The sequence below is a fragment of the Staphylococcus caprae genome (genome assembly GCF_002902725.1).
Lineage (GTDB): Bacteria > Bacillota > Bacilli > Staphylococcales > Staphylococcaceae > Staphylococcus > Staphylococcus caprae.
Window position 1 is genome coordinate 8144 of the sequence record NZ_PPRT01000072.1, and the last position, 25905, is coordinate 34048.

Here is a 25905-nt window from a genome sequence, read left to right on the forward strand (position 1 = left end):
TATTTGAAATTAATATCAATCATTCTATGTAAAGAGCAAACTTAGAGGAGTGTAATGAATATGGCAATGAACTTTAAAGTATTTGATAATAATGAAAGAGTAGCAGAATACGCTGCTGATATTATTCGTAAACAATTTAATAATAATCCTACAACAATTGCAGGATTTCATTTAGACAAGGACCAAGCGCCTGTTTTAGATGAACTTAAGAAAAACGTTGATACACACGCTGTAGACTTTAGTCAAATCAATATCTTAGATTATGACGACAATCGCTCTTATTATGAAGCTTTAGGAGTACCTGAAAGTCAAGTTTATTCAATCTCTTATGAAAAAGATGCAATTGAATTTATCTCAGATAAAATGAAAACGAAAGAAAATAAAGGAAAATTAATCCTTCAAGTTCTTTCTATCGATGAAAATGGCAAATTAGATGTTAGCGTACGACAAGGTTTAATGGAAGCTAGAGAAATCTTCTTAGTAGTCACTGGTAGCAATAAACGTGATGTGATTGAGAAATTATATCGTGAAAATGGTAAATCTAGTTATGAACCAGCAGATTTAAAAGCACATCGTATGGTTAATGTTATCTTAGATAAAGAAGCGGCTGCAGGTTTACCTGAAGACGTTAAAGAGTACTTCACAGCACGTTTTGTCTAACCATAGAGATTGTGGGGGAAAACAATGGCTAAAGAACAAGAATCTAAATTGAATTATCATGAAGAAGAAAATGCAATGGTGACAGATTTAGATGATTTGAAAGAATTAGGTAAAGAAATGGAGCAAATTTCAGAAGAGAATGACGAAGACAAACTGAATCAATCTCACGATGAAGACGTACGTTCCGACCTACAAGATAAATAATTTGATAATGGGGCAGGGATGGATAAAATTGTAAGAAGCTTGTTATAAGCACACTTTCAATTTCACCATCTACTGGCCAAAATGTTTAAGGAAACTGAGATCATTAAATACATCTCAGTTTTTTTATTTTTGAAAATTTATGTCACCAATCAACTTTGTACCATGCTTATCTCCCTCATCAATCACAATTGTGATATCATACTTAATAGTGATTAACACAAGGAGATTTAAAATATGCTAGGAAAATATTGGATACATTTAATGATAGCGACTGTGATTATAAGTTTAATCTCTGTCAAAGGCTTTCCTCTTGCTTTAGGAGCATTATACTTGCCCTTACTTTTTAAAATTGTGCAATTACAACTTAATCTCTCTAAAGGATTAGTAGATGACGTGAGTGCACAAACGTTTATTAAAAGTAATCAATCTGGTGTAATCATTAGCGTCATTTGTTGTTTAGCAATTACAGGTATACTGATTTATACCTTGAATGATTTTTATAGCCGACTTACTGGCATTTTAGGATTTTTAGTCCAAATTAGTCCTGTCACAATAGTAATAAGCGCTATATTATTCATATTATTAGCAATTGCGATTGTTCAAGCGACTAAAACTAAATATAAACATTGTTAAATTTCACATAGTTGAGACCTTAATTATTTTAGTAGATAAGCAAAGTAATTAGGGTCATTTTTATTATGTAAACGTTTCACCTCATCGTTGCCCATCTAAATTAAATAGTGCTATACTACAAATAAATAAAGACAATAAGGGGAGAGAAATGTATGTCAGTCAGAATTGAACATGATACTTTTGGAGAAATTGAAGTACCTGGAGATAAATATTGGGGTGCTCAAACTGAAAGAAGTAAACGTAACTTTCCAGTAGGTAAAGAACGTATGCCAATTGAAGTCGTTTATGGGTTTGCACAATTAAAAAGAGGTGCTGCGTTAGCCAATCATGAACTTGGTAAGTTAAGTGATGAAAAGAAAGATGCAATCGTATATGCTTGCGACCGTATTTTAAAGGGAGAGTTAGATGAACACTTCCCATTAGTCGTTTGGCAAACAGGTAGTGGTACACAAAGTAACATGAATGTGAATGAGGTTGTCAGCTACGTAGCAAATGAATACTTAAAAGAACATAATAGTGATGAATCAATTCATCCAAATGATGATGTTAATAAATCACAAAGTTCTAATGATACATTCCCTACAGCTATGCATGTCGCTTTATATCATGAAGTTGAAACAAAATTAGAACCAGCACTTAAAAACTTACGTGATACATTAAAAGAAAAAGAAGACCAATATCAATCAATCATTAAAATTGGACGTACACATTTACAAGATGCGACACCAATTAAATTAGGCCAAGAAATCAGCGGTTGGCGATACATGTTAGACAAATGTGAAGAATTGCTAAGCGAATCTAAAAAACATATCCTTAGCTTAGCTATTGGTGGAACAGCTGTAGGTACAGGTATTAACGCGCATCCAGAATTTGGTGATAAAGTTGCAAAATTCATCTCAGATAATACAGGTTATCCATTTGTTTCATCTGAAAATAAATTCCATGCAATGACAGCCCATGATGAAGTTGTTCAATTACATGGCACATTTAAAGCTTTAGCTGGCGATTTAATGAAAATAGCTAATGATGTGAGATGGTTAGCTTCAGGCCCACGTGCTGGTTTAGCTGAAATTTCTATTCCTGAAAATGAACCTGGCTCATCTATCATGCCGGGTAAAGTTAATCCTACTCAATGTGAAATGTTAACGATGGTAGCAGTACAAGTGATGGGTAATGATACTGCTGTAGGTTTCGCAAGTTCACAAGGTAACTTTGAACTGAACGTGTTTAAACCAGTTATTCTCCATAATACGCTACAATCAATTTATTTATTAGCTGACGGTATGCAAACGTTTAATGATAATTGTGCTGTAGGTATTGAGCCAATCGAAGAGAACATTAATAATTACTTAAATCAATCATTAATGTTAGTTACTGCACTTAACCCTCATATTGGTTATGAAAAAGCAGCTCAAATTGCTAAAAAAGCTCACAAAGAAGGTTTAACTTTAAAAGAATCAGCTATTAATAGTGGCTATGTGACAGAAGAACAATTTGAAGAATGGATTAAACCAGAAGATATGGTTGATCCTCACTAAAATTCATTTAAATAACTAGGGAGAGGGACAGAAATATAATTTAGCAAAATTATTTTCGTTGTCCCACCTCGGCAAGGATGGCTAGGATTGAAAGAAGCTTGATATAAGTGAACTTTCAATTCAGACATCTACTGCCAATATGTTAAAGAAGGCTGAAACATTTAATTATGTCTCAGCCTTTTATTTTGGTATCGAGTTTCAATCCTCAACTATTTCTTATCATCTAAACTTACTGAAATCAGTTCGCGTGTAAGTGGATGAATGAATTCGATTTGATGACTGTTTAATTCTAATTGGCGTAATGTAGAATCGCCATACAGAGGGTCCCCAATGACAGGATGACCTATTTCAGCCAAGTGTACACGTATCTGGTGTGTACGCCCCGTATCTAATTTAATATCAAGTTGACAGACGCCTTCTTTAATCATTTGAGAACTTAAGATATGTGTAATCGCACGTTGGCCAGTATTTGAAATTCTGCGTTTATTAGGATGAAATTTATCCTTACCAATAGGCATATCTATCGTTTGTGGTTTAATAGGCAACAATGCTTTTACATTTGCTTTATAGACACGCGTAATTTGATTATCTTCTAACATTCTATCCAATATTTTCTTCATGATAGGATTCTTTGCTACAATCAGTAAGCCCACTGTTTCTTGGTCAAGACGATGGATTGGCTCAACATAGTCACTATCTATCGTATAAATAATGTGATTCATTAAAGTGTTACTTTCTTTTAAATCATTAGGATGCGTTTTAACACCTTTAGGTTTCATAACGATGGCTAAATCATCATCTTCATAATAGATTTGTGCGTAACGATAACTAGGTAAATAATTACTTTTTTCTTCTGGCGTGGGCACAATGACCTCGTCTCCAGTGACAACTTTGTCAGTTAATTTAGCTTGTTGCTCATTGATTTTTATCTCTTTTGACATATTCAGCTGATGTAAATCCTTCTTAGGAAGTTTCAATTGTTGAAATATCTCTCTTAACGTATATTCATTATATTGTTCAGGTATCGTAAATTTCATAATATCCTCCTATAGTTTCTATATCATCATATCACAAATTATTTATTCTCTATATCATGTTTATTTTTTGAAAAATGATTCCTCAAACACTTTTCAATGATGTATTTAACTCTATTTTTAAAATAAAGCGAACCCATGTATAATGTAAATAATATGGATAAAGTATTGGGGCGATAAAATGGAGAAGCCAACTAGACTCGCATTGCTAAAGGAAATAGCAGAGTTTCTTAATGAGGAAACTGAAATGTATAGCATGATGCATGGGGGTTTACGTTCACTGATAGATGGTAGTGACTTCACTACAGGATGGATATTCTTCATCAATCAGGAAGGTGAGCATGAACTTGTATCAGCAGTTGACCTCCCTGGTGCATTATCGAAAAAAGAGTGCCATTATATGACAGAAGGAAGCTGTTGGTGTGTACAGGCATATCATAATAGGAAGCTAACGAAGGCTTCTAATATCATCAATTGTTCGAGAATTAATTTAGCAAATCGTGCATATCATGAAGAAACGGAAGGTATTACGCATCATGCAACTGTGCCTCTTCGTTCCGGTGAAGAACAATTTGGACTACTCAATGTCGCTTCTTCGAACAAACAACATTATAGTGAAGAAGATTTAGAATTACTGGAGTCCGTAGCATTTCAAATCGGTTCTGCAATTAAACGTATTTTACTTACGGATAGAGAGAAAGAGGCGGCTAAAATTAATGAAAGGAATAGGTTAGCACGTGATCTTCACGATTCGGTCAATCAGATGTTATTCTCATTAAAATTAACTGCCCATGCAGCTCAAGGTATGACTGAAGATGAATTCTCTAAAAAGGCCTTTAAAACAATTGAAGAAACAAGTCAAAATGCTGTGAATGAAATGAGAGCACTGATATGGCAGTTAAAACCTGTCGGGTTAGAACATGGGCTGGTGCATGCTTTAAATAACTATAGCCATGTCTTAAATCTTGATTTAGAAGTGCATGTTGATGGTCTGATTGATTTATCCAATTATATTGAAGAAAATGTCTATCGTATGATACAAGAAGCAATGAATAATGTTCGAAAGCATGCGGATACCAATGAAGTATTCTTGCATTTAACACAAGATAAAGCACATTTAATCATTCAAATTGTTGATTCAGGAAAGGGATTTGACCTTAACTCAATCAATGATAATACTTCTAATGGTTTGAAGAACCTTAAGCAACGTACACATGCGATGGATGGTAAAATAGACATCAATTCAACGCCTCAACAGGGTACGTCGATATCAATTAGGATACCTTTAAAGTAATTAAAAAGGAGAAACATTATGCATAAAGTAGTATTAGTAGATGATCATCATATCGTACGACAAGGATTAGAATTTTTACTTTCAACAGTTGAAGATTTAGAAGTAGTCAAAGGCTTTTCTGACGGGCAATCGTTCTTATCATTTTTAAAGGAAAATGAAGAACCTGACATCGTATTGTTAGACTTAGTTATGCCGGAAATGAACGGGATAGAGATTACAGAAATACTAAAAAAACAATATCCACAAATTAAAGTATTAGTATTAACGAGTTACGTGGATGACGAACATGTGATTTCAGCCATCGATAAAGGCGCAGATGGGTATGAGATGAAAGATGTCGAACCACAGAAACTTATTGAAACGATACATAAAGTTTTAAACGGTGAACGTATTATTCACCCAGAAGCTAAAAATGTAATTGAAGCCGTATCTAAGAAACCTCATTTTACAAATAAATTATCCAAGCGCGAAGTAGAGGTCTTGAGAGAAATGGTGAAAGGGAAGACGAATAAAGAAATTGCTCAAACCCTGTTTGTCTCGGAAAAGACTATCAAAACACACGTCAGTCATATCTTTAATAAGTTGCAAGTCACGGATAGAACACAAGCAGCAATTTATGCGATGGAAAATAAATTAATTTAATTGTCATAAAAAGTTCAATTTATTAGTACTCAATTTAAAATTCAAATTAAAGTTGAGCGGATACCGTTAAATGTAAATATTTAATTATTTTGATAATTTTGCCTTTAATAAAAATAGGTAGAAAAACACGATTCACTCTTTTATTTTTATTAAAAATATATTAAGATGTAATTTGTGTTTCAAGAAATGTGTATAATTGCAATTTCTTGTGTCCGGATAAAATATTTCCAATTAGAAAGGTAGATAAATAGAATGGATAGACAGAGTTTCACAGATTTAATTCAGACAAAATTTAAAATGGTTCGTATTGAAGCGGGTTACACGCAAGATACAATGGCCCAAACAATTGGCCTTTCAAAGAAAACATTAGTACAAATTGAAAAAGAAAGAGTTTTACCTAACTGGACGACATGTGTATCAATTTGTGCATTATTTAGAGATTCAGATGTATTAAATAGCACATTTGGATGTGATCCTTTAGAAATCGTACAAACGATTTCAAGAAATCATTGTGCGTATCCAAATCACGCAACAACAAGCGATATTTATTGGAATACAATCGAAACACGTAATGGCTTTATTTTACAAAGCAATAAAGTGAGCAATATTTACCGTGTGTTAAATGCTGATAAACAACCTATCTTCGGTACTTCTAAAATGAGAGAAGCAGAAACATATTTCAATAGAAATGCTAAAGAAGAATTAGTACACATCTAATTCTCTTTGAAAAGTGATAGTAGAATCTAGAAACGATTTAGTCACTTTATTAAAATGATAGATGAACGCTATGATAATAATATTTACACGTAACGATGAACTCAATCTTTTGATTTCATCGTTTTATTTTTATTATTTTAGTTTAAGTCAAAGTTTAATAGCACGAGTGAAAGGTTAAATGGTGTTATAATCGAAACACATTTTAAATTGATACAAGGGAGTCAAGGATATGCATGCCTTTTTAATTATTGTTTTTATGGCCATTATTGGCGCTTTAATCGGTGGTATTACAAATGTTATCGCAATACGAATGTTATTCCACCCATTTAAACCATATTATATTTTTAAAATGCGAATCCCATTCACACCTGGATTAATCCCCAAACGACGAGATGAGATTGCGAATAAAATAGGCCAAGTCATTGAAGACCATTTAATTACAGAGGAAATGATTCGCGAGAAACTCAACCAACCTCAATCAAGAGACGCGATTCATGATTTAGTTCTTACACAAATTCATAAACTCAAAGGTAAAGATGCAACAATTGAAAATTTTGCACAGTACTTTGACATTAATATTCATGAAGTGATAGATGGAAAGATGAGCCCCGCAATCGAAGGGCAATTGAACGCCTTCTATTATAATCATCAACACGAAACAATACACCATTTGCTTCCCAAAGAACTTATCGAATTAGCTGACCATAAAGTAGAAGACATAGCGGATTTATTATGTGAACGAGCAAAGGTTTATTTAAACTCAGATAAAGGTGCGCATGATATTTACGATATGCTGGATACCTTTTTCCAGGAAAAGGGAAAAATAGTAGGTCTTCTACAAATGTTTATGACAAAGGAAAGTATCGCGGAGCGTATACAGCATGAATTGATTCGTCTTACTCAACATCCGAAAGCGCGTACGATTATTAATCAAGTGATTCGAAACGAATATGAGACGCTAAAGAATAAAACATTAATTGAATTAATTGATAAAGAACAATTTGAAAATATTTCCAAGTCAACAAGTGAACTTGTTTTATCGTATATGAATTTGAATGATAAAGTACGAATACCTATAAGCGAATTAGCACCTCAATTGATTGGTTATTTGGAAAATGAAGCAGCAACTAAAATAACATCTGTCATTGTGCATAATATTTCTCAACATCTTACAAAAATTATGCAAAAGATTAATTTACGACAACTCATCGAAGATCAAATTAACACGTTCGAATTAGATTATATTGAAAATTTAATTATAGAAATTGCCAATAAAGAATTAAAATTAATCATGTCATTAGGTTTTATTCTTGGAGGTATTATCGGTTTATTCCAAGGTGTGATTGCAATCTTTGTCTAACGGTGACATATATGTTAAAGTTATTTGTGAGTGGTTAAAACACAAATTAACTCAAAGGAGTGCAATGAACTATGGCAGTAAATTTATATGATTATGCAAATCAATTAGAACAAGCTTTAAGAGACAGTGACGAATATAAAGCGATTAAAGATGCATTTGCAAAAGTTAAAGAAAACGAAGAATCAAAAAAATTATTTGATGAATTCCGTGAAACTCAAATCAGTTTCCAACAAAAACAAATGCAAGGTGAAGAAATTCCTGAAGAAGACTTACAAAAAGCTCAAGAACAAGCTCAAGAAATCGAAAAAGATGAAAATATCTCTGAACTAATGAATGCTGAGCAAAAAATGAGCCAAGTATTCCAAGAAATCAACCAAATCATCGTAAAACCATTAGATGAAATTTACGCTGACTAATTGATAAGTCTTTAGATTTAGTTTGGAAGATACAACTTCTAGACTTAATATTTGCCTTAGAAAGGTTATGACTATAATCTTTCTAAGGCTTTTTTCATATGATTAGGAACCATCATTTGAGTTAAATATCGTATTCAGTTCAATTCCATTATATGACGCTTAATTTTCAAATGAATGATACTCTTAGTCGTCGACTGAACTTTAAGTGTTATGGTAAAATAATTAAATATAAAGTAAAGTTATTTTTCATGATACATAGTTTATTAATTTATTGTCATTCATCTATCTTAATGCTAACTTTTTTTATTTTTATCAATAATTGAAGTACATTCAAATTGCATTATATCTTTTAACTTTACGGCTTTTCTAAGGAGAATTAAACTTATGGTTAAATTTATACACTGTGCCGACTTACACTTAGACAGTCCCTTCAAATCTAAAAGTCATTTGAGTCCTAAAATATTTGAAGATGTTCAAAAAAGTGCATATGAAAGTTTTAAAAATATTGTAGATTTAGCATTACAAAAAGAAGTAGACTTTATCATTATCGCGGGTGATTTATTTGATAATGAGAATCGTACGCTCCGTGCGGAAGTCTTCCTAAAGGAACAATTTGAAAGATTGCGTAAAGAGCAAATATTTGTATACGTATGTCATGGAAACCACGATCCTTTGACTTCAAAAATATCTGCAAATTGGCCTAACAATGTTTCTGTATTTTCGAATCAAGTAGAAACCTATCAAGCCATCACTAAAGACGGGGAAACCATTTTTATACATGGATTTAGTTATCAGAATGATACGAGTTATGAAAATAAAATTGATTCCTATCCTTCAAGTCAAGGACAAAAAGGAATACATATCGGCGTTCTACATGGCACTTATAGCAAATCGTCTATAAATAATCGCTATACTGAATTCCGATTAGAAGATTTAAATAGTCGCCTCTATCATTATTGGGCGTTAGGACACATTCATGAACGTGAACAATTAAGTGATATGCCTGTGATTAACTATCCAGGTAATATCCAAGGGAGACATTTCAACGAGCTAGGAGAAAAAGGATGTTTGCTCATAGAGGGTGACCATCTCAAATTGACTACAGAATTTTATCCTACACAGTATATTAAATTTGAAGAGGCCACGATCAATACAGATCATACCTCTAAACAAGGTTTATATGAGGACATTCAATCATTCAAAGACAAGGTAAGACCTGAGGGTAAAGCGTTCTATCGATTAAAGGTAATGGTTAATAGTGAAGATACCATTGCCCCTCAAGATCTTATCCAAGTGAAAGAAATGATTACAGAATTTGAAGAAAATGAAAATCAATTCGTATTCATAGAGGATCTAAATATTCAATATGTTCAAAATGATGAATCACCTCTTGTGAATGAATTTTCTTCTGATTTATTAGAAGATGCGTCAGTATTTAATTCTGCTATGAGTGACTTGTATCTTAATCCAAGAGCTTCAAAATTCTTAGATGATTATACAGAATTTGATAGAACTGAATTAGTCAATCATGCGGAAAGTCTGTTAAAAGATGAGTTGAGAGGTGAACAAAATGATAATTAAATCGCTTGAAATATATGGATATGGTCAATTTGTTCAGCGTAAAATCAATTTTAATAAAGGATTCACTGAAATTTTTGGTGAAAATGAGGCAGGTAAATCAACTGTACAAGCATTTATCCATTCTATTTTATTTGGTTTCCCTACTAAAAAGTCTAAAGAGCCTAGACTTGAGCCACGTTTAGGTAATCAATACGGTGGAAAATTAGCCTTAATATTTGATGATGGTATAGAAGCTGAAGTAGAAAGAATCAAAGGTAGTGCACAAGGCGATGTTAAGGTATATCTCGCTGACGGTACAGTGCGTGATGAGGCTTGGCTTAATAAGAAATTAAATTATATTTCTAAAAAGACATATCAAGGTATATTCTCATTTAATGTATTAGGTCTGCAAGACATACACCGTAATCTCGATGAAAAGCAATTACAAGATTATTTATTACAAGCGGGTGCACTTGGATCTACTGAATTCACAAGTATGAGAGACACAATTGGTCATAAAAAGGACGAGTTATACAAGAAATCAGGCAAGAATCCAATTATTAATCAGCAGATAGAACAACTTAAACAACTTGAAAGTCAAATACGTGAAGAAGAGAGTAAATTAGATACGTATCATCGATTAGTAGACGAAAAAGACAAATCCTCACGTCGTTTAGAGCATTTGAAACAAAACTTAAATCAGTTGTCTAAGATGCATGAAGCTAAACAAAAAGAAGTGGCACTTCATGATCAAACTCAAGAATGGAAAGATTTAGAACAAGTGCTTAATATTCAGCCTATCCATTTTCCTGAAAAGGGCATAGATCGATATGAAACTGCGAAGTCTCATAAGCAGTCACTAGAAAGAGATATTGGTCTTAGAGAGGAACGTTTAGCGCAATTAAATAAAGACGCTGAAAGCATTCATCCTGTAGAGCAGAAAGATATCGATGCGTTTAATGGACTGTATCAACAAGAAGAGGAAATTAAACAAAAAGAATATGAACTACGTTCAATTGAAAAAGATATTTCCGACAAACAGCGAGAGAAGGACAGTCTACAAGCAAATATAGGATGGAATGAACCTCATCATGAAGTGGACAGTTCTGAAGCAATGAAAAGTCATGTAAGTGAACAAATTAGAGGTAAGCAAGAACAAAGTGCCTATATTTTACAATTAGAGCGTGGCATTGAAGATAATAAAATTGAACGTAATTCCAATACCAATGAGCTCGATCAACTTGAAAATGATTTAGTCCCTGAAGAAACATTTGAGAAGAAAAAAGAATACGCACAACAAGTGTTGGAACTTCATGAAAAAGAGAATTTATATGAAAAATTAAAAGAATCATTTGAAGAAGAACAGGTTCGTAAAAATCAACGTCAGAAACTATTGAGAATTTCATTTATAGTACTAGCACTGATTGGTGCGGCACTTACTGTCTTTTCATTTGTAACAGCAAATATGATATTTGGTATTATTTTTGCAATTCTGACTGTCATCTTTATTGTAGGTATTTTCCTATCAAAAACTAAAGATGTCGATTATAGTACAGCAATGGCTCAAGAAATTAATGACTTAGAGAATCAACTCGATCAACTTGAAAGCAACTATGATTTAGAATTTGATTTAGATCATCAGCATCGTATTCGTGAACAATGGCAAAATGCTATTAAAACTAAAGAAATGTTAGATGAAAAACATAACTATTTAAATCAAACGATGAACGAAGCACAACATCGTCTTCATTCATTAACTGAAAGTATCGATAAAGTAAAAGAAGAGTTACATTTATCTCCTAAGATTTCTGATGAACTTATTGTCGATAGCATTACGACAATGGGGAATATTAAATCACATGATAAATACGTACAAGCGTTAAATCAGAAGCGCACACAACTAGTTAGTGAAATCGACCAATTTTACCAACATGCTGAAGATGTTACACAATCTCATTTTACTTATTTTAATAAAATGTCATTCTTCCATGATGTTAAACAGTGGTTGAAAAACGCTGAAGAAAATAACGATAGTTGGCGTAAAAATCAAGATGAAACACAATTACTCTCAAGTGAACTTAAACAACTTAAAACGCGTTTAAATGAAAACAACAGTGTCATTAAGGAATTATTTAATCATGTGAGTGTTGAAGATGAAGAAAGCTATTATAAGCATCATCAAGACTATGAAACGTATCATAATAATTTAAATCGTTTTAATGATTTAACAAAATATCTTGAGAATCAAAACTATTCATACGAAATGAGCTCAAAATTAAGTGAAAAAACAACAGCTCAATTAGATGAGGAAGATAGTACTTTAGCTAGACAAGTTGATGAATATAATGATCAATATCTCGAGATGCAAGCTGAGGTAAGTGATTTAAATGCTCAAATTAATCATATGGAAACAGATACAACATTAGCGCATTTAAGACATGAATATTATAGCTTGAAAAATAGACTCAACGATATTGCGAGAGATTGGGCAAGCTTAAGTTATCTACAAAACTTAGTAGAGGAACATATTAAACAAATTAAAGATAAGCGTTTACCTCAAGTTATTAATGAAGCAATTTCAATATTTAAGTACTTAACTAATAATGCTTATACGATGATCAATTATTCAGAAGATGATACGATTCGCGTTAAACATGCCAACGGACAAGTATTTGAACCAATGGAATTAAGTCAATCTACTAAAGAGTTGTTATATGTTGCTTTAAGAATTAGTTTAATTAAAGTTTTAAAACCGTATTATCCTTTCCCAATTATTGTCGATGATGCATTCGTTCATTTTGATAAACATAGAAAAGAAAGAATGTTAAATTATTTAAGAGATTTATCTAAAAATTATCAAGTGCTTTATTTCACTTGCACTAAAGATAATATGATTCCATCTAAAGAAATGATTATTTTAAATAAACTAGAGGAAGGCGGGAAATAATGAGAAATGTAGAGAATTTAAATCCCGGCGATTCAGTTGATCACTTTTTCTTGATTCACCGTGCAACACAAGGTGTAACTGCACAAGGTAAGGACTATATGACGCTTTACCTTCAAGATAAAAGTGGTGATATAGAAGCTAAATTATGGACTGCGACCAAAGAAGATATGCAAACATTAAAACCTGAGGAAATTGTTCACGTTAAAGGTGATGTGATTAATTATCGTGGTCGTAAACAAATGAAAGTGAATCAGGTGCGCTTAGCGAAACCAGAAGATAACTTATCAACGAAAGATTTTGTTGATGGCGCACCTATGACACCCGGGGAAATTCAAGAAGAGCTCTCTCATTTTATGTTAGAAATTGAAAATGCAAGTTTACAGCGCATTACACGACATTTAATAAAGAAATATCAAGATAGTTTCTTTACGTATCCTGCTGCAAGTTCACATCATCATAACTTTGCGAGCGGTTTAAGTTATCACGTATTAACAATGTTACGTGTAGCTAAGTCGATTTGTGATATATATCCGTTGTTGAATAGAAGCTTATTATACAGTGCGATTATTTTACACGACTTAGGAAAGGTAAGAGAATTAAGTGGTCCTGTTGCAACAACTTATACAGTTGAAGGTAATTTGCTTGGACATATTTCTATCGCTAGTGATGAAGTAGCTGAATCAGCTAAAGAATTAGGTATAGAAGGTGAAGAGGTGATGTTGTTAAGACATATGATTTTAGCGCATCACGGTAAAATGGAATTTGGATCACCTAAATTACCACATTTAAAAGAAGCTGAAATTTTGTTCTTTATTGATAATATCGATGCTAAAATGAACATGTTTGAGAAAGCCTTCAAGAAAACAGACAAAGGGCAATTTACTGAAAGAATTTTTGGTTTGGAAAATAGACAATTTTACAATCCAACAAGTTTAGATTAATTAGAAGTAGAAGTGCAAAGCTTTCCTATGAATAATGGTACGAATTCACATCAATTTTTTGACTAAATCATTATTGACATAGAAAAGAAGCTTTGCACTTTTTTTATTTCAAATTTAATCCAAGAAAGTTCAATGTTATAATATATAAGTCGCCTATCTTCTCTTCTCAGGCGTCAATATGACAAGGGAAGGAGGTGCATATATGCTTTTTGATATCTTTGTACACATCATGACCACAGCAACAAGTGGTTGTATCGTTGCATTATTTGCGCATTGGCTACGCAACCGCAACGGTAAACGTAAATAGGCGACACACAAGAATAGCCACACCATAAAAAATCCCCTCACTACTGGCATAGTGAGGGGATTTGGTGCATATACGCTTGATATCTTTGTTAACTATAGTATAACACTTTAACGCTTAAATGCAAAAGTTTAAACCATTTAACAACGTTTAGTAAGTTTTAAGAAGCACTGCTTGTTAAACCAGAAGAGCCTGACGCGCCACCTTGAGATGATTGTTGTTGCTGCTGTTGTTGTTTGATTTTATCTGGGTCTAAGATAGAATCTTCTACAGCTTTTTTAATATCTCTATCTTTATAATCAACTTTGTAATCATCTAGTAAGTCTTTGTAAGCATCAGTTAATAATTTAGGTTTTTTCTGTACTTTTTGTTCAATAATTTTTTCTTTAAGATTAGATTTCTCTTTATTAAAGTCTGTTTCTTTATCTGCTTTGATAATATGGTAACCGTAGTCTGTTTTAACTACTTTAGAAACTTGACCTTCTTTTAATTTAAATAGCGCTTTTTCGAAGCTATCTACCATTTGACCTTTAATGACATAACCTAATGAACCATCTTTCTTAGCTGAAGAACTATCCATTGATTCTTTCTTAGCTATTTCACCAAACTTGCTAGGATTTTTTTCTACTTCTTTTTGGATTTTTTCAGCTTTTTCTTTAGCTTTCTTATCAGATAAGCCTTCTTTATCGCTAGATTTTGATTTTACTTTTATTAAAATATGAGAAGCTTTCTTAGAGTCATCTTTAATTTCTTTATCAGAAACTTTTGCTTTATCTAGAAGTAATTGTTTTTGGTAGGCAGAAAGTTTTTTCTGTTCTTTATAATCATCTAGTGACATACCTTGTTGTTTAAGCATACTTTCAAATTGATCTTTACCACCATATTGTTTTTCTTCTTTTTTAATATCTTCATCAACATCTTTAGTATTCACTTTATCTTTATATTTATCTGCTAAGATTTTGTTTAAAACGATATTGAATGAAGTATTCGCAATTTGCTCTTTACCAATTTTCTTCATTACGTCAGCAACTTTTACATCACCTGCTTTTGAAGAAATAAGCGTGTTGTCTTTAGATTCAGTTGCGTTAGAACCGCAAGCACCTAGTAACAGTGCACTAGCAGTTACGGGAACAATAATTTTATTCATTAATTTCATAAGTTGATAGCTCCTTTATGTATTAATCATCGTAAATATAACATATTATTGAATGACTACCAATTAGAAACCCCCTTCCTAAGACTATAGTATGACTAGGAAAGGGGGAGAATGAACTAAATTTTATAATGTTCTAAATTGAATACTATGTTTATATTTATGAAAATTCAATACAAATTCACAAATGAATGTTTAAATACTTTTTAAAGAGATGTTCTAGTGGCACGAGGATTATTTACTTTATTTAAAATATGTAGCCCAGACTGATGTTCTTCGACATAATGACCATCATTTGAAAATAGCAATATTTTTAAATATAAAATATCCATCATTGAGAACCCAATATTTAACGAAAGTAAGAACATGAAGTAATGACCATACTGTGGGAAATGAATACTCAATAATATGAATATGCCAGATAATACAATAATAGGTAAAATTAAATTAATACAATAATAAATTTTATGGATAGGTGTATTCACATATGTATTAAAATATGGAAGCCACTTTTTATTTACTAATTTATGAACTCTAAACGATTTATAAAATGGTAAAAAGAAAACTAAATGCATCACTTTATGAATAGGGTACATGAGTACGATAAATAATAATAAAATCAGAAAGTGTTTGTCAGAGAGTGGTGTGTTAGAGAAATAATACATGATCTCGTAACTGACTAAAAAAGTGATGATTGTAGCTACAATACTTATAAATGTGATTCTCTGAATACCGAATCTCGCATGAATATCAATTTGTCGAGTACATAAAAACATAATTTAATCCTCATCTCTATGTTAATGTTCGTTACGTATTATCTACGTCTTTATGAGAATAGTCAAGGCCTTATAAGTATAGACGTTGATAAAAAGAAGGCGCTTAAATATCATTTGTGTTTATGCGTGAATTATAGTTGAAATTAAAAAAGCTATGGGCTTGACCCATAGCTCGCGTTAATTACTTATCTTTTGAGAAAGCATTACTAATGTCTTCTCCACGATTTTGTAAATTCTCAATATGTGATTGTAGTTTTTCGATATTAGGATTGATATCTGATTTAAAGTTACCAATTAAGTCTTTAAATTCATCACCAATTGAACTACCATATTCAACGCTTTCATTTTTGATTTGTGAACCATAATTAAGAATATCGTTAAATGTTTGTTTCATATTCTCAATTTCACGTTCAAGTTCTGATTGTGCACCAGTGGGTTGGCTAGCATCAATCGTATTATGTTTTACACTATGGTCGTCACGGTTTCTTAAAGCGACTGCAAATCCAGCTGCAGCACCTACACCTAAGCCAAATAATATTCTTGTGACTTTCATTCTTATTCTCCTCACTTTATATGTCGGATAATTGTATTATTTTTATCATACCCAGTATAACAAGGAATATGCATGATTATTAAAATTGTGCTTGAATTTGTTCAGCGATTTCTTTTTTAGCCTCATCATCAATTGTATCTTCATGAGTTTCCCATTTATAACCAAAGCCATCTATATCATTCTCATATCTTGGAATAAGATGGAAGTGTAAATGGAAGACAGATTGATCTGCAAATTCTCCATTATTTTGTATGATATTTAAGCCATCCGGGTTAAAAGCAGCTTTAATCGCATTTGCTACTTTTGGTAAAGCTACGCCAATATGTTTCATTGTTTCTTCATCTGTCTCATAAATATTTGCTGAAGCCTTTTTTGGTACCAATAAGGTATGACCTTTAGTCACTTGTGAAATATCAAGAAAGGCATAAACGTAATCATTTTCATAAATTTTAAAGCTTGGAATCTCTCCAGAAATAATTTTACTGAAAATAGTTTCTGACATAGCACGACACTCCTCTATAACATGTGATAGTCATTATTATAGCATTCCTACATTTAAAACAACATCATAGCAATGCTAATTTTAGGTTTAAAGCACTTTTTTTGGTACAATAGTTGGCATGGAGGTGCCTTATGACAGTAAAAGTTGAACATCTTACCGGGGGATATGGCAAACGACCTGTGATTAAAGATATTAATTTTGAATTGAATAAAGGCGAAATTGTTGGCTTAATAGGTCTTAACGGAGCAGGAAAAAGTACAACGATTAAACACATGCTAGGATTACTGAATCCTATGGAAGGATCTTTATCCATTTCAGATACAAATATTAATGATGATATTGAAGTTTATAGAAGAAAATTATCTTATATACCAGAAGCACCAGTGATATATGAAGAATTGACGCTAGAAGAACATATTGAAATGACAGCAATGGCTTATCACTTAAGTAGAGAAGAGGCTATGCGACGTGCAGACCCGTTATTAAAGGTTTTTCGATTAGAAAATGAATTAAAAGTGTTTCCTAGTCACTTTTCTAAAGGTATGAAGCAAAAGGTAATGATTATATGCGCATTTATCGTCGATCCTGAATTATATATCATTGATGAACCGTTTCTAGGTTTAGACCCATTAGGAATACAATCCATGCTTGATTTAATGGTAGAAAAGAAAAATGAAAATCGCACGGTTTTAATGAGTACACATATATTAGCTACTGCAGAGCGCTATTGTGATCGATTTATTATTTTAGACCATGGAAAAGTGGTGGCATTCGGCAATCTTGAAGAATTGCGCGAACAAACAGGATTAAAAGAGCAGTCGTTAGATGACATCTATATCCATGTGACACAAGGTGGCAATGCCTATGACTAATGAAGCATTAACCTTGTTCAATAAAAGATACAAGGCGATTCGTAAAGAAAAAAGCTATTATAATAAATTTATATTTAACGGTCACTTTACTGTGTTTTTACTTATTTTATTAGGCGCGTTTATTTTTGGTTATGGTGAATGGCTACAGCACATTCCTAAACACATTGATTATGCTTTATTCTCAAGTATAGTAGTAGCTTTTATATCATTATTTCCAATACGTACATTATTGAAAGACGCCGATAGAATTTTTCTATTACCATTTGAAAAGCATATGAAAGATTATATGAAAGTAAGTTTAATTTATAGCTATAGTGCTAGAATTTTCTTGCAAATCATACTTATTATTGTGCTATTTCCACTTTTTTATAAATTAAATAACCATCATTTTGGATTTTACATTGCATTTGCTATAAGTGCCTTAATATTTCCTTATATAGGCTTATTGGTTAAGTGGCAATGGTTGAAATTGAAATTATCGACGTGGACTGTTAATTTAACTTTAATTGTATTATTTGCTTTAACGTATTATTTAACTTTAAGATTTCATAATTATTTGGCGATTATTTTTATTCTTATTTTAGTTGGTCTTTTCTTTATTTTGAAAATGAAAAGCAAAAAGCAATTATATCCATGGGAGAAAATGATAGCGATAGAGCAACAACATCACACAAATTATTATAAATTCGTAAATATGTTTACGGATGTGAAACATTTAAGAGCAACTGCAGTACGAAGAAGTTATTTAGATTTCTTACTTTCTAAACCTAAAGGTAAGAAGTTTAATGAGAATCGTATGTACTTATTCTTATTTGTGAGAAGCTTTGTGAGAGGGAGAGATGCGTTTAGTATCATTCTGAGATTAGTCATCATTGCTTTAGTGCTAATGATATGGCTATCTAATCCTTTCGTTTCTATAATAATAGGAAGCTTATTTATGTATATTACCTTATTACAAATGTCTCAGTTTTATACACAACAAGCTTATGGATTATGGCCTCAAGTGTGGCCAGTACCTGACACAAAAGTGATTAAAGGATATGAACAATTTTTATATCGTCTAATGATCATAGTAGGAACGATATTTACCATTGCATTCGTGATTAAACATCCTGCATTATTCTTTTTCGCAATCGTATTCTTTATAGTAGGGTGGTTAACGATTAGAAGTACTGTGAAGAAACTGAAATACCAAGAGACACTATTAAGAGATTAAAAAAGTTTGGGCAACAAGCCCATTTTTTAAAGATAAGCGAAGTATTGAATTAAAAAAAGCAGTAAGAAGATTTCTAATTGAAATCATCTTACTGCTATTATTTTTGGACAACGCTGTCTAAAGCTATTTTATGTTATTACTGTTCTTCAATTGGATATAAGTATCTTTCGAAATAGCTAGAATGTTGCCCGCTTGCACCAAAGAATTGACTTAAAGCCACTTTTGAGAAATTATCATTGAAAATATCAGAAGCTTTAAAATCTTCGTAAGCAGTGCGACTCGCAAATCCAAAGTAAATTTTATAAGTATTACCTTCTAACGGTCTAAGTAATCGATAACTTTTGAATCCAGCAAATGATTCAAATGGTGCACCTAAATGCAATAACTTTTTCTCTAATTGATTACTATGATCCTCAGAAGAAGGAATAAACATTGCACAGTAGAAATGATCTTCATTAAAATCTCCAACACTATAAAGCACATTATAAGAGCTTGGATGTTTGAGAACAGATTTTTCATCTGTTTCTTCTAAAATGACTGAAGTATCAGATGCTGAGAATTGGAATAGTTGATGATCAGGATTATTAAGTTTAATTTGATTTAAAAATCCATACGTCCCATAAGATGTATATAGATTCATGATACATTCCTCCCTTATTTTAATTTATTATACGATTATAATATTTCTTTTGCTACAACAAAACTCTAGATTTTCTAATAAAAAGTAATAGAATTCTTCATAAAATTACAAATTTAACTAAAAATATAATTGAATATTTAGTTTAACTTTATTAGAATGTCCACGAAATAAATACCCGATTTTTAATAAAAATAAAGTATTATTTTAAACTTTATAAAACTAGGATTTACAAATAAAAGTACTATGTCTTTTTTATGACATTTAAGCATAATAAAATACGAAATTGCGTACAATATGCTATTATAGATAAGAATGATTTTAATGTAGGAGGACGCGAAGGTGCATAGTAAAAACGATACGATTTTAAAGACAATAAAAGGTGAAACAACGTCACACACACCCGTGTGGTTTATGCGTCAAGCAGGACGTTCACAACCTGAGTATCGCAAATTAAAAGAAAAATATTCACTTTTCGAAATTACGCATCAACCAGAATTATGTGCTTATGTCACACAGTTGCCTGTGGACAATTATCAGACTGATGCGGCAGTTCTTTATAAAGATATTATGACACCTTTAAAACCAATAGGTGTAGATGTAGATATTAAATCTGGTATAGGGCCAGTGATTTCTAATCCTATTAAATCGGTTCAGGATGTTGAAAAGTTATCTCAAATAGACCCTAAACGTGACGTGCCTTACGTGTTAGATACGATTAAGCTTCTTACAGAAGAGAAACTTAATGTACCATTAATTGGATTCACAGGTGCGCCATTTACATTAGCATCTTACATGATTGAAGGGGGTCCTTCTAAGAATTATAATTTCACTAAAGCGATGATGTATAGTGATGAAGAAACATGGTTTGCTTTAATGAATCATCTTGTTGATATTTCAATCACATATGTAGTTGCTCAAATTGAAGCAGGTGCTGAATTGATTCAAATCTTTGATTCATGGGTAGGTGCATTAAACACACAAGATTATAATCACTATATTAAACCTGCCATGGAAAAATTAATCAGCGGAATTAAAGCCCACCATGATGTACCGGTGATTCTTTTCGGAGTAGGTGCGAGCCACTTAATTAATGAATGGAATGATTTACCAATAGATGTGCTAGGACTTGATTGGAGAACTTCAATTAAACAAGCTGATGATATGGGAGTCAAAAAGACATTGCAAGGTAATCTAGATCCTTCATTATTATTAGCGCCTTGGGATGTTATAGAAACACGTTTGAAGGAAATACTTGACCAGGGGATGAATCGTGGCAAACATATATTCAATTTAGGTCATGGTGTATTTCCTGAAGTGAAACCAGAAACATTAAGAAAAGTGAGCGCGTTTGTTCATCAATATACTCAAAAATAGTTCTTTTGAAGATTTGGTGTCTCCCAAACCTTACTTAAGTAACGATAACTAACAATTAAAGGAAGGTTTTATCAATGAGTAAAACAATTGGATTATTAGTAATGGCATACGGTACACCGTATAAAGAGAGTGATATCGAGCCGTATTATACTGATATTAGACACGGTAAAAGACCAACTGAAGAAGAACTACAAGATTTAAAAGATCGTTATGAATTTATCGGAGGTTTATCACCTTTAGCAGGGACTACAGATAGACAAGCTGAAGCGTTAACTCAAGCTTTAAATGAAACGTATGATGATGTGAATTTCAAATTATATTTAGGTTTAAAACATATTTCTCCGTATATTGAGGATGCAGTCGAGAAAATGCATGAAGATGGTATTGAAGAAGCTGTCACAGTAGTATTAGCACCGCATTATTCAAGTTTCTCTGTCGGTTCATATGATGATCGTGCGCAAGAGGAAGCGGACAAATATGGTATGAAGCTTACGCACATTAAGCATTATTACCATCAACCTAAATTTATTAAATACTGGACTGATAAAATCAATGAAACATTGAATCAAATTCCAGAAAATGAGCATGATGAAACGGTGTTAGTTGTTTCAGCTCACAGTTTACCTAAAGGATTGATTGAGCGTAATAATGATCCTTATCCAGACGAATTACATGAAACTGCTCAGATACTTAAACAAGATTCCAATATCATTCACGTTGCTGAAGGTTGGCAATCTGAAGGGAATACTGGAACACCTTGGTTAGGACCAGACGTTCAAGACCTTACTCGTGATTTATACAATAAACATCATTTTAAAAACTTTATCTACACGCCAGTCGGTTTCGTATGTGAACATTTAGAAGTTCTTTATGATAACGACCACGAATGTAAAGTCGTGTGTGATGAAGTAGGTGCCAATTACTATCGTCCAGATATGCCGAATACGGATCCTTTATTTATCGGTGCCATTGTTGACGAAATTAAAGCGCATTTTTAAAATAATGTTAAAAGCATATATATAATATTGAATAGGAGCGGAGCAGAAATAACATTTAGTAAAATTATTTGTGTTATCGCACCTTGGCAAGGATGGCAAGTATTGAGAGAAACTTAAAATAAGAATACTTTCAATTTGGAGTTCTATTGCCAATATGTTAAATGAGGCTGAGATAATCAATGATGTCCCAGCCTCATTTTTGAGGAAATTAAATTTAAGAATAATACACATTTTCAGGATAGATTTTTACGGGTCTGAAAGGAAGCGTGAAACAATTGAGTAAAAGAATTGCAATTATTGGAGCTGGAATTACAGGTTTATCGAGTGCATATTTTATTAAAAAGCAAGATCCTTCGGTAGAAGTGACGATATTTGAAGCGTCCAATCGTCCAGGTGGTAAAATACAAACATATCGCGAGGATGGATATACTATTGAATTAGGTCCAGAATCTTATTTAGGACGTAAGACGATTATGACAGATCTTGCTAAAGATATTGGTTTGGAAAATGATTTAATTACCAATACGACAGGTCAATCGTATATATTTGCTAAGAACAAGTTATATCCGATTCCAGGTGGTTCAATCATGGGCATACCTACGGATATTAAGCCGTTTATAAAAACGAAGTTAATCTCACCACTTGGTAAATTAAGAGCTGGTCTTGATTTGTTTAAGAAGCCGATAGAGATTGAAGATGATATTTCTGTAGGAGATTTCTTTAGACAAAGATTAGGCGATGAAGTGCTTGAAAACTTAATCGAGCCATTGATGGGTGGAATTTATGGTACGAATATTGATGATTTAAGTTTAATGAGTACGTTTCCTAATTTTAAAGAGAAGGAAGAACAATTTGGAAGTTTGATTAAAGGGATGAAAGATGAGAAAGAACAACGTGTGAAACGACGTCAACTTTATCCTGGAGCACCAAAAGGTCAGTTTAAACAATTTAGGCACGGGCTTAGTTCATTTATTGAAGCACTTGCTAAAGATGTGCAAAATAAAGGCGTCAATATTCGTTACAATACGACAGTTAATGATATTAAAGTCTATCAAAAAGATTACGAAATCGTGTTAGATAATGAGAGCGAGCGTTTCGAAGGCGTGTTAGTTACAACGCCACAACAAGTGTTTATGAAATGGTTCAATCATGATCCAGCATTTGATTACTTTAATAATATGGATTCAACTACTGTAGCAACTGTCGTGATGGCATTTGACGACAAAAATATTGAAAACACATACGATGGCACAGGATTTGTGATCGCACGTACCAGTAAGACTGATATCACAGCTTGTACGTGGACATCTAAAAAATGGCCATTTACCACTCCAGAAGGGAAAGTGCTTATCAGAGCATACGTAGGTAAGCCAGGCGATACTGTAGTTGATGATCATACGGATGACGAAATCGTCTCTATTGTAAGACGAGATTTAAGTCAGATGATGACGTTTAAAGGTGATCCTGATTTTACAATTGTTAATCGTTTGCCGAAAAGTATGCCTCAATATCATGTTGGTCATATTAAGAATATTAAAGCAATTCAACAACATATTAAAAACACGTACCCTAGATTACGTATCACAGGAGCTCCTTTTGAAGCTGTAGGATTACCGGATTGCATTCAACAAGGTAAGAACGCTATCGAAGAAATTTTAGAAGAATTGTAAATCTTATATAACACTTTAATAAGAATGATTGCATTTAACTTGGCTCTATGAAAGAGTGATAGTTTATCGCAGTAGTATCATTCCTTTTAAAGTGTTTTTATTTTAAAATAGAGATGAAGTGAATCAACTTATGAGGTGAAGAACATGACAGATGTGATTATCGTACATTCAAAATATGGAAATGCCACAAACCATTGGTATGAATGGTTAAAGCATAATTTAACATTAGAAGGTTATCACGTGACTTTATTTAATTTAGACGCGGATGCACATGCTCAAATCGATGAGTGGGTAAGCCAAATGAAAGATCAAATTCGAATTCGCAAATATGATACATACTTTGTCACTCATGGCTTTGGTACCATTGCAGCGTTAAAATTTATTGAAGGCACAGACCATCATATAGAAGGATTATTTAGCATCGCAGGTTTTAAAGAAGATGCTCATGATATCGATGAGAATGTAAATTTAGATGGCATTTCTATTAATTATGAAAAAGTGAAATCACAGGTCGATCATTTTTATGGACTTTCTTCAAAAGATGACAAATACGTCTCTTATAAAGAAACGAAAAGATTAATGGATACGTTGAATGGAAAAATACGTATCGTTGAAGAGGGCGGACACTTTCTAGAAGATGAGGGGTTCACAACATTTACTTCTTTACAATCAAGAATGCAAGGTTATATGACAAGGTAAATTGTATAGTCTCAATGCTAAGCGTGCTTTAAAAGTAGTAGATGAACTTGTGAAATATATATTTTAGTAAAGAAAAATATAAAAAGATATATGAGGTAATTTTTTACACAATTTAATTTCAAAACAATATTGACGAAATGTATTGTAATTTATATACTAATAAAGTACTTATTTGAGACGTCATTCATTTCAATTATCACAAATTGATTTAAAGTTGAAATGAACGAAATGTTAAATTTCTTTAAAAAAGTATTGACATTGTAAAGACGAAAATGGTAAGATAATAAGGTAGTCAAAAATAATATTGGCGCGGGATGGAGCAGTTCGGTAGCTCGTCGGGCTCATAACCCGAAGGTCGGTGGTTCAAATCCGCCTCCCGCAATACATCATTTTAATAGGTCTCGTAGTGTAGCGGTTAACACGCCTGCCTGTCACGCAGGAGATCGCGGGTTCGATTCCCGTCGAGACCGCCATTACAATTGTGGTTCAGTAGCTCAGTTGGTAGAGCAATGGATTGAAGCTCCATGTGTCGGCAGTTCGACTCTGTCCTGAACCATTCGCTATTTTTGGCGGTTGTGGCGAAGTGGTTAACGCATCGGATTGTGGTTCCGACATTCGAGGGTTCGATTCCCTTCAACCGCCCCATAATCGTATTACACAGTGCGGGTGTAGTTTAATGGCAAAACCTCAGCCTTCCAAGCTGATGTTGTGGGTTCGATTCCCATCACCCGCTCCATTTTTTATTAATCCACAGTAGCTCAGTGGTAGAGCTATCGGCTGTTAACCGATCGGTCGTAGGTTCGAATCCTACCTGTGGAGCCATGGCTCCTTGGTCAAGCGGTTAAGACACCGCCCTTTCACGGCGGTAACACGGGTTCGAGTCCCGTAGGAGTCATACAAACAGAAGTGAAATATCGCTTCTGTTTTTTTATATCTTGATTAAAATAGAATAGGGGAAGGTTGTCCGAGCTGGCCGAAGGAGCACGCCTGGAAAGTGTGTAGGCGCCACAAGCGTCTCGAGGGTTCGAATCCCTCACCTTCCGTTAAGACGCTTATAGTGATTGATTTCATTATAGGCGTTATTTTTATGTGAACTATGTTATACGTTACGTGTACGGTTCAGAATGATTCTAAGTTTATAAAAAAGCATCTCCTCAAGCTAAAATTAATTGTGGTCAGCCAACCAAAATTTAATCAAGTTG

Annotated in this window: 25 protein-coding genes and 8 tRNA genes; 27 read left to right on the forward strand and 6 right to left on the reverse strand. The window is 32.8% G+C overall.

Features of this window, described 5'->3' with window-relative positions:
* The first annotated feature begins 60 nt into the window (after positions 1 to 60).
* From CD155_RS11235 to fumC, 4 genes are all read left to right on the forward strand, one after another.
* The gene (locus tag CD155_RS11235) at positions 61 to 660 is read left to right on the forward strand and encodes a 6-phosphogluconolactonase (RefSeq protein WP_070872359.1); all 600 of its coding nucleotides are present in this window, start codon (positions 61 to 63) and stop codon (positions 658 to 660) included.
* A 24-nt stretch (positions 661 to 684) separates the two neighbouring features.
* Positions 685 to 864 (forward strand): SAS053 family DNA gyrase inhibitor, encoded by a 180-nt coding sequence (locus CD155_RS11240; RefSeq protein WP_002443566.1) that lies wholly within the window; start codon positions 685 to 687, stop codon positions 862 to 864.
* Positions 865 to 1098: 234 nt separating this feature from the next.
* Positions 1099 to 1497: a hypothetical protein gene (locus CD155_RS11245; RefSeq protein ID WP_103213369.1), complete on the forward strand. Its 399-nt coding sequence runs from the start codon at positions 1099 to 1101 to the stop codon at positions 1495 to 1497.
* Between the two features lie 152 nt (positions 1498 to 1649).
* Entirely contained in the window at positions 1650 to 3035 is a 1386-nt protein-coding gene (gene fumC / locus CD155_RS11250) for a class II fumarate hydratase (protein WP_103213370.1), read from the forward strand.
* Positions 3036 to 3244: 209 nt separating this feature from the next.
* Here the strand turns inward: fumC and CD155_RS11255 are convergent, their stop codons facing one another.
* Complete coding sequence (locus CD155_RS11255; protein WP_070833371.1) at positions 3245 to 4072, reverse strand: RluA family pseudouridine synthase; 828 nt, start codon at positions 4070 to 4072, stop codon at positions 3245 to 3247.
* 178 nt (positions 4073 to 4250) lie between these two features.
* Here CD155_RS11255 and CD155_RS11260 point away from each other — a divergent pair, with 178 nt between their 5' ends.
* From CD155_RS11260 to CD155_RS11300, 9 genes are all read left to right on the forward strand, one after another.
* Positions 4251 to 5363, forward strand: a complete 1113-nt coding sequence (locus tag CD155_RS11260; RefSeq protein WP_002443558.1) for a GAF domain-containing sensor histidine kinase — start codon at positions 4251 to 4253, stop codon at positions 5361 to 5363.
* Between the two features lie 18 nt (positions 5364 to 5381).
* A complete protein-coding gene (locus CD155_RS11265; protein ID WP_070833365.1) occupies positions 5382 to 6005 on the forward strand; it encodes a response regulator in 624 nt (207 codons plus the stop codon).
* A gap of 252 nt (positions 6006 to 6257) precedes the next feature.
* Complete coding sequence (xdrA, locus tag CD155_RS11270) at positions 6258 to 6722, forward strand: XRE family transcriptional regulator XdrA (protein WP_002443555.1); 465 nt, start codon at positions 6258 to 6260, stop codon at positions 6720 to 6722.
* 229 nt (positions 6723 to 6951) lie between these two features.
* Positions 6952 to 8082 carry a DUF445 domain-containing protein gene (locus CD155_RS11275; RefSeq protein ID WP_103213371.1) on the forward strand — a complete coding sequence of 377 codons (1131 nt, stop codon included), beginning with the start codon at positions 6952 to 6954 and terminating at the stop codon, positions 8080 to 8082.
* 71 nt (positions 8083 to 8153) lie between these two features.
* Positions 8154 to 8498 (forward strand): YlbF/YmcA family competence regulator, encoded by a 345-nt coding sequence (locus CD155_RS11280; protein ID WP_002443551.1) that lies wholly within the window; start codon positions 8154 to 8156, stop codon positions 8496 to 8498.
* Positions 8499 to 8882: 384 nt separating this feature from the next.
* Positions 8883 to 10079 (forward strand): metallophosphoesterase family protein, encoded by a 1197-nt coding sequence (locus CD155_RS11285; protein ID WP_070872346.1) that lies wholly within the window; start codon positions 8883 to 8885, stop codon positions 10077 to 10079.
* On the forward strand, positions 10069 to 13005 hold the full coding sequence (locus CD155_RS11290; RefSeq protein WP_103213372.1) for an ATP-binding protein: 2937 nt from the start codon (positions 10069 to 10071) through the stop codon (positions 13003 to 13005). The genes CD155_RS11285 and CD155_RS11290 overlap by 11 nt, the downstream gene beginning before the upstream one ends.
* Positions 13005 to 13946 (forward strand): 3'-5' exoribonuclease YhaM, encoded by a 942-nt coding sequence (yhaM, locus tag CD155_RS11295; protein ID WP_002443545.1) that lies wholly within the window; start codon positions 13005 to 13007, stop codon positions 13944 to 13946. Before CD155_RS11290 ends, yhaM begins: the two co-directional genes overlap by 1 nt.
* Before the next feature lie 202 nt (positions 13947 to 14148).
* Entirely contained in the window at positions 14149 to 14253 is a 105-nt protein-coding gene (locus CD155_RS11300) for a type I toxin-antitoxin system Fst family toxin (RefSeq protein ID WP_037541522.1), read from the forward strand.
* Positions 14254 to 14410: 157 nt separating this feature from the next.
* On the opposite strand, the gene prsA is transcribed toward CD155_RS11300, so the two are convergent.
* The 4 genes from prsA to CD155_RS11320 form a co-directional block, all read right to left on the reverse strand.
* Entirely contained in the window at positions 14411 to 15406 is a 996-nt protein-coding gene (gene prsA, locus CD155_RS11305) for a peptidylprolyl isomerase PrsA (RefSeq protein ID WP_103213373.1), read from the reverse strand.
* A gap of 203 nt (positions 15407 to 15609) precedes the next feature.
* Entirely contained in the window at positions 15610 to 16179 is a 570-nt protein-coding gene (locus CD155_RS11310; protein WP_002443541.1) for a DUF3267 domain-containing protein, read from the reverse strand.
* Positions 16180 to 16360: 181 nt separating this feature from the next.
* Positions 16361 to 16732 (reverse strand): YtxH domain-containing protein, encoded by a 372-nt coding sequence (locus CD155_RS11315; RefSeq protein WP_070833355.1) that lies wholly within the window; start codon positions 16730 to 16732, stop codon positions 16361 to 16363.
* Between the two features lie 79 nt (positions 16733 to 16811).
* Entirely contained in the window at positions 16812 to 17234 is a 423-nt protein-coding gene (locus CD155_RS11320) for an HIT family protein (protein WP_103213374.1), read from the reverse strand.
* 131 nt (positions 17235 to 17365) lie between these two features.
* Here CD155_RS11320 and ecsA point away from each other — a divergent pair, with 131 nt between their 5' ends.
* Together ecsA and ecsB are read left to right on the forward strand one after the other, a co-directional pair.
* Complete coding sequence (gene ecsA, locus CD155_RS11325; RefSeq protein WP_103213375.1) at positions 17366 to 18106, forward strand: ABC transporter ATP-binding protein EcsA; 741 nt, start codon at positions 17366 to 17368, stop codon at positions 18104 to 18106.
* On the forward strand, positions 18099 to 19322 hold the full coding sequence (ecsB, locus tag CD155_RS11330) for an ABC transporter permease EcsB (RefSeq protein ID WP_103213376.1): 1224 nt from the start codon (positions 18099 to 18101) through the stop codon (positions 19320 to 19322). Before ecsA ends, ecsB begins: the two co-directional genes overlap by 8 nt.
* 136 nt (positions 19323 to 19458) lie before the next feature.
* On the opposite strand, the gene traP is transcribed toward ecsB, so the two are convergent.
* Entirely contained in the window at positions 19459 to 19962 is a 504-nt protein-coding gene (gene traP / locus CD155_RS11335) for a signal transduction protein TRAP (protein WP_002443532.1), read from the reverse strand.
* Between the two features lie 339 nt (positions 19963 to 20301).
* Here traP and hemE point away from each other — a divergent pair, with 339 nt between their 5' ends.
* The 12 genes from hemE (at position 20302) to CD155_RS11395 (ending at position 25746) form a co-directional block, all read left to right on the forward strand.
* Positions 20302 to 21336 carry a uroporphyrinogen decarboxylase gene (hemE, locus tag CD155_RS11340; RefSeq protein WP_103213377.1) on the forward strand — a complete coding sequence of 345 codons (1035 nt, stop codon included), beginning with the start codon at positions 20302 to 20304 and terminating at the stop codon, positions 21334 to 21336.
* A 74-nt stretch (positions 21337 to 21410) separates the two neighbouring features.
* Positions 21411 to 22334, forward strand: coding sequence for a ferrochelatase (gene hemH / locus CD155_RS11345; protein ID WP_103213378.1), 924 nt, complete (start codon positions 21411 to 21413; stop codon positions 22332 to 22334).
* Positions 22335 to 22609: 275 nt separating this feature from the next.
* Positions 22610 to 24004: a protoporphyrinogen oxidase gene (gene hemY / locus CD155_RS11350; RefSeq protein WP_044466431.1), complete on the forward strand. Its 1395-nt coding sequence runs from the start codon at positions 22610 to 22612 to the stop codon at positions 24002 to 24004.
* 144 nt (positions 24005 to 24148) lie between these two features.
* On the forward strand, positions 24149 to 24703 hold the full coding sequence (locus CD155_RS11355; protein ID WP_002443520.1) for an RBBP9/YdeN family alpha/beta hydrolase: 555 nt from the start codon (positions 24149 to 24151) through the stop codon (positions 24701 to 24703).
* 308 nt (positions 24704 to 25011) lie between these two features.
* Positions 25012 to 25085: transfer RNA gene (locus CD155_RS11360), tRNA-Met, on the forward strand.
* A gap of 15 nt (positions 25086 to 25100) precedes the next feature.
* Positions 25101 to 25176 (forward strand) — tRNA-Asp (locus CD155_RS11365).
* Positions 25177 to 25186: 10 nt separating this feature from the next.
* Positions 25187 to 25259: transfer RNA gene (locus CD155_RS11370), tRNA-Phe, on the forward strand.
* Between the two features lie 13 nt (positions 25260 to 25272).
* A tRNA-His gene (locus tag CD155_RS11375) sits at positions 25273 to 25348 on the forward strand.
* 17 nt (positions 25349 to 25365) lie between these two features.
* Positions 25366 to 25439 (forward strand) — tRNA-Gly (locus CD155_RS11380).
* A gap of 11 nt (positions 25440 to 25450) precedes the next feature.
* A tRNA-Asn gene (locus CD155_RS11385) sits at positions 25451 to 25525 on the forward strand.
* 1 nt (position 25526) lies between these two features.
* Positions 25527 to 25598 (forward strand) — tRNA-Glu (locus CD155_RS11390).
* Positions 25599 to 25657: 59 nt separating this feature from the next.
* Positions 25658 to 25746: transfer RNA gene (locus tag CD155_RS11395), tRNA-Ser, on the forward strand.
* Positions 25747 to 25905 lie beyond the last annotated feature (159 nt).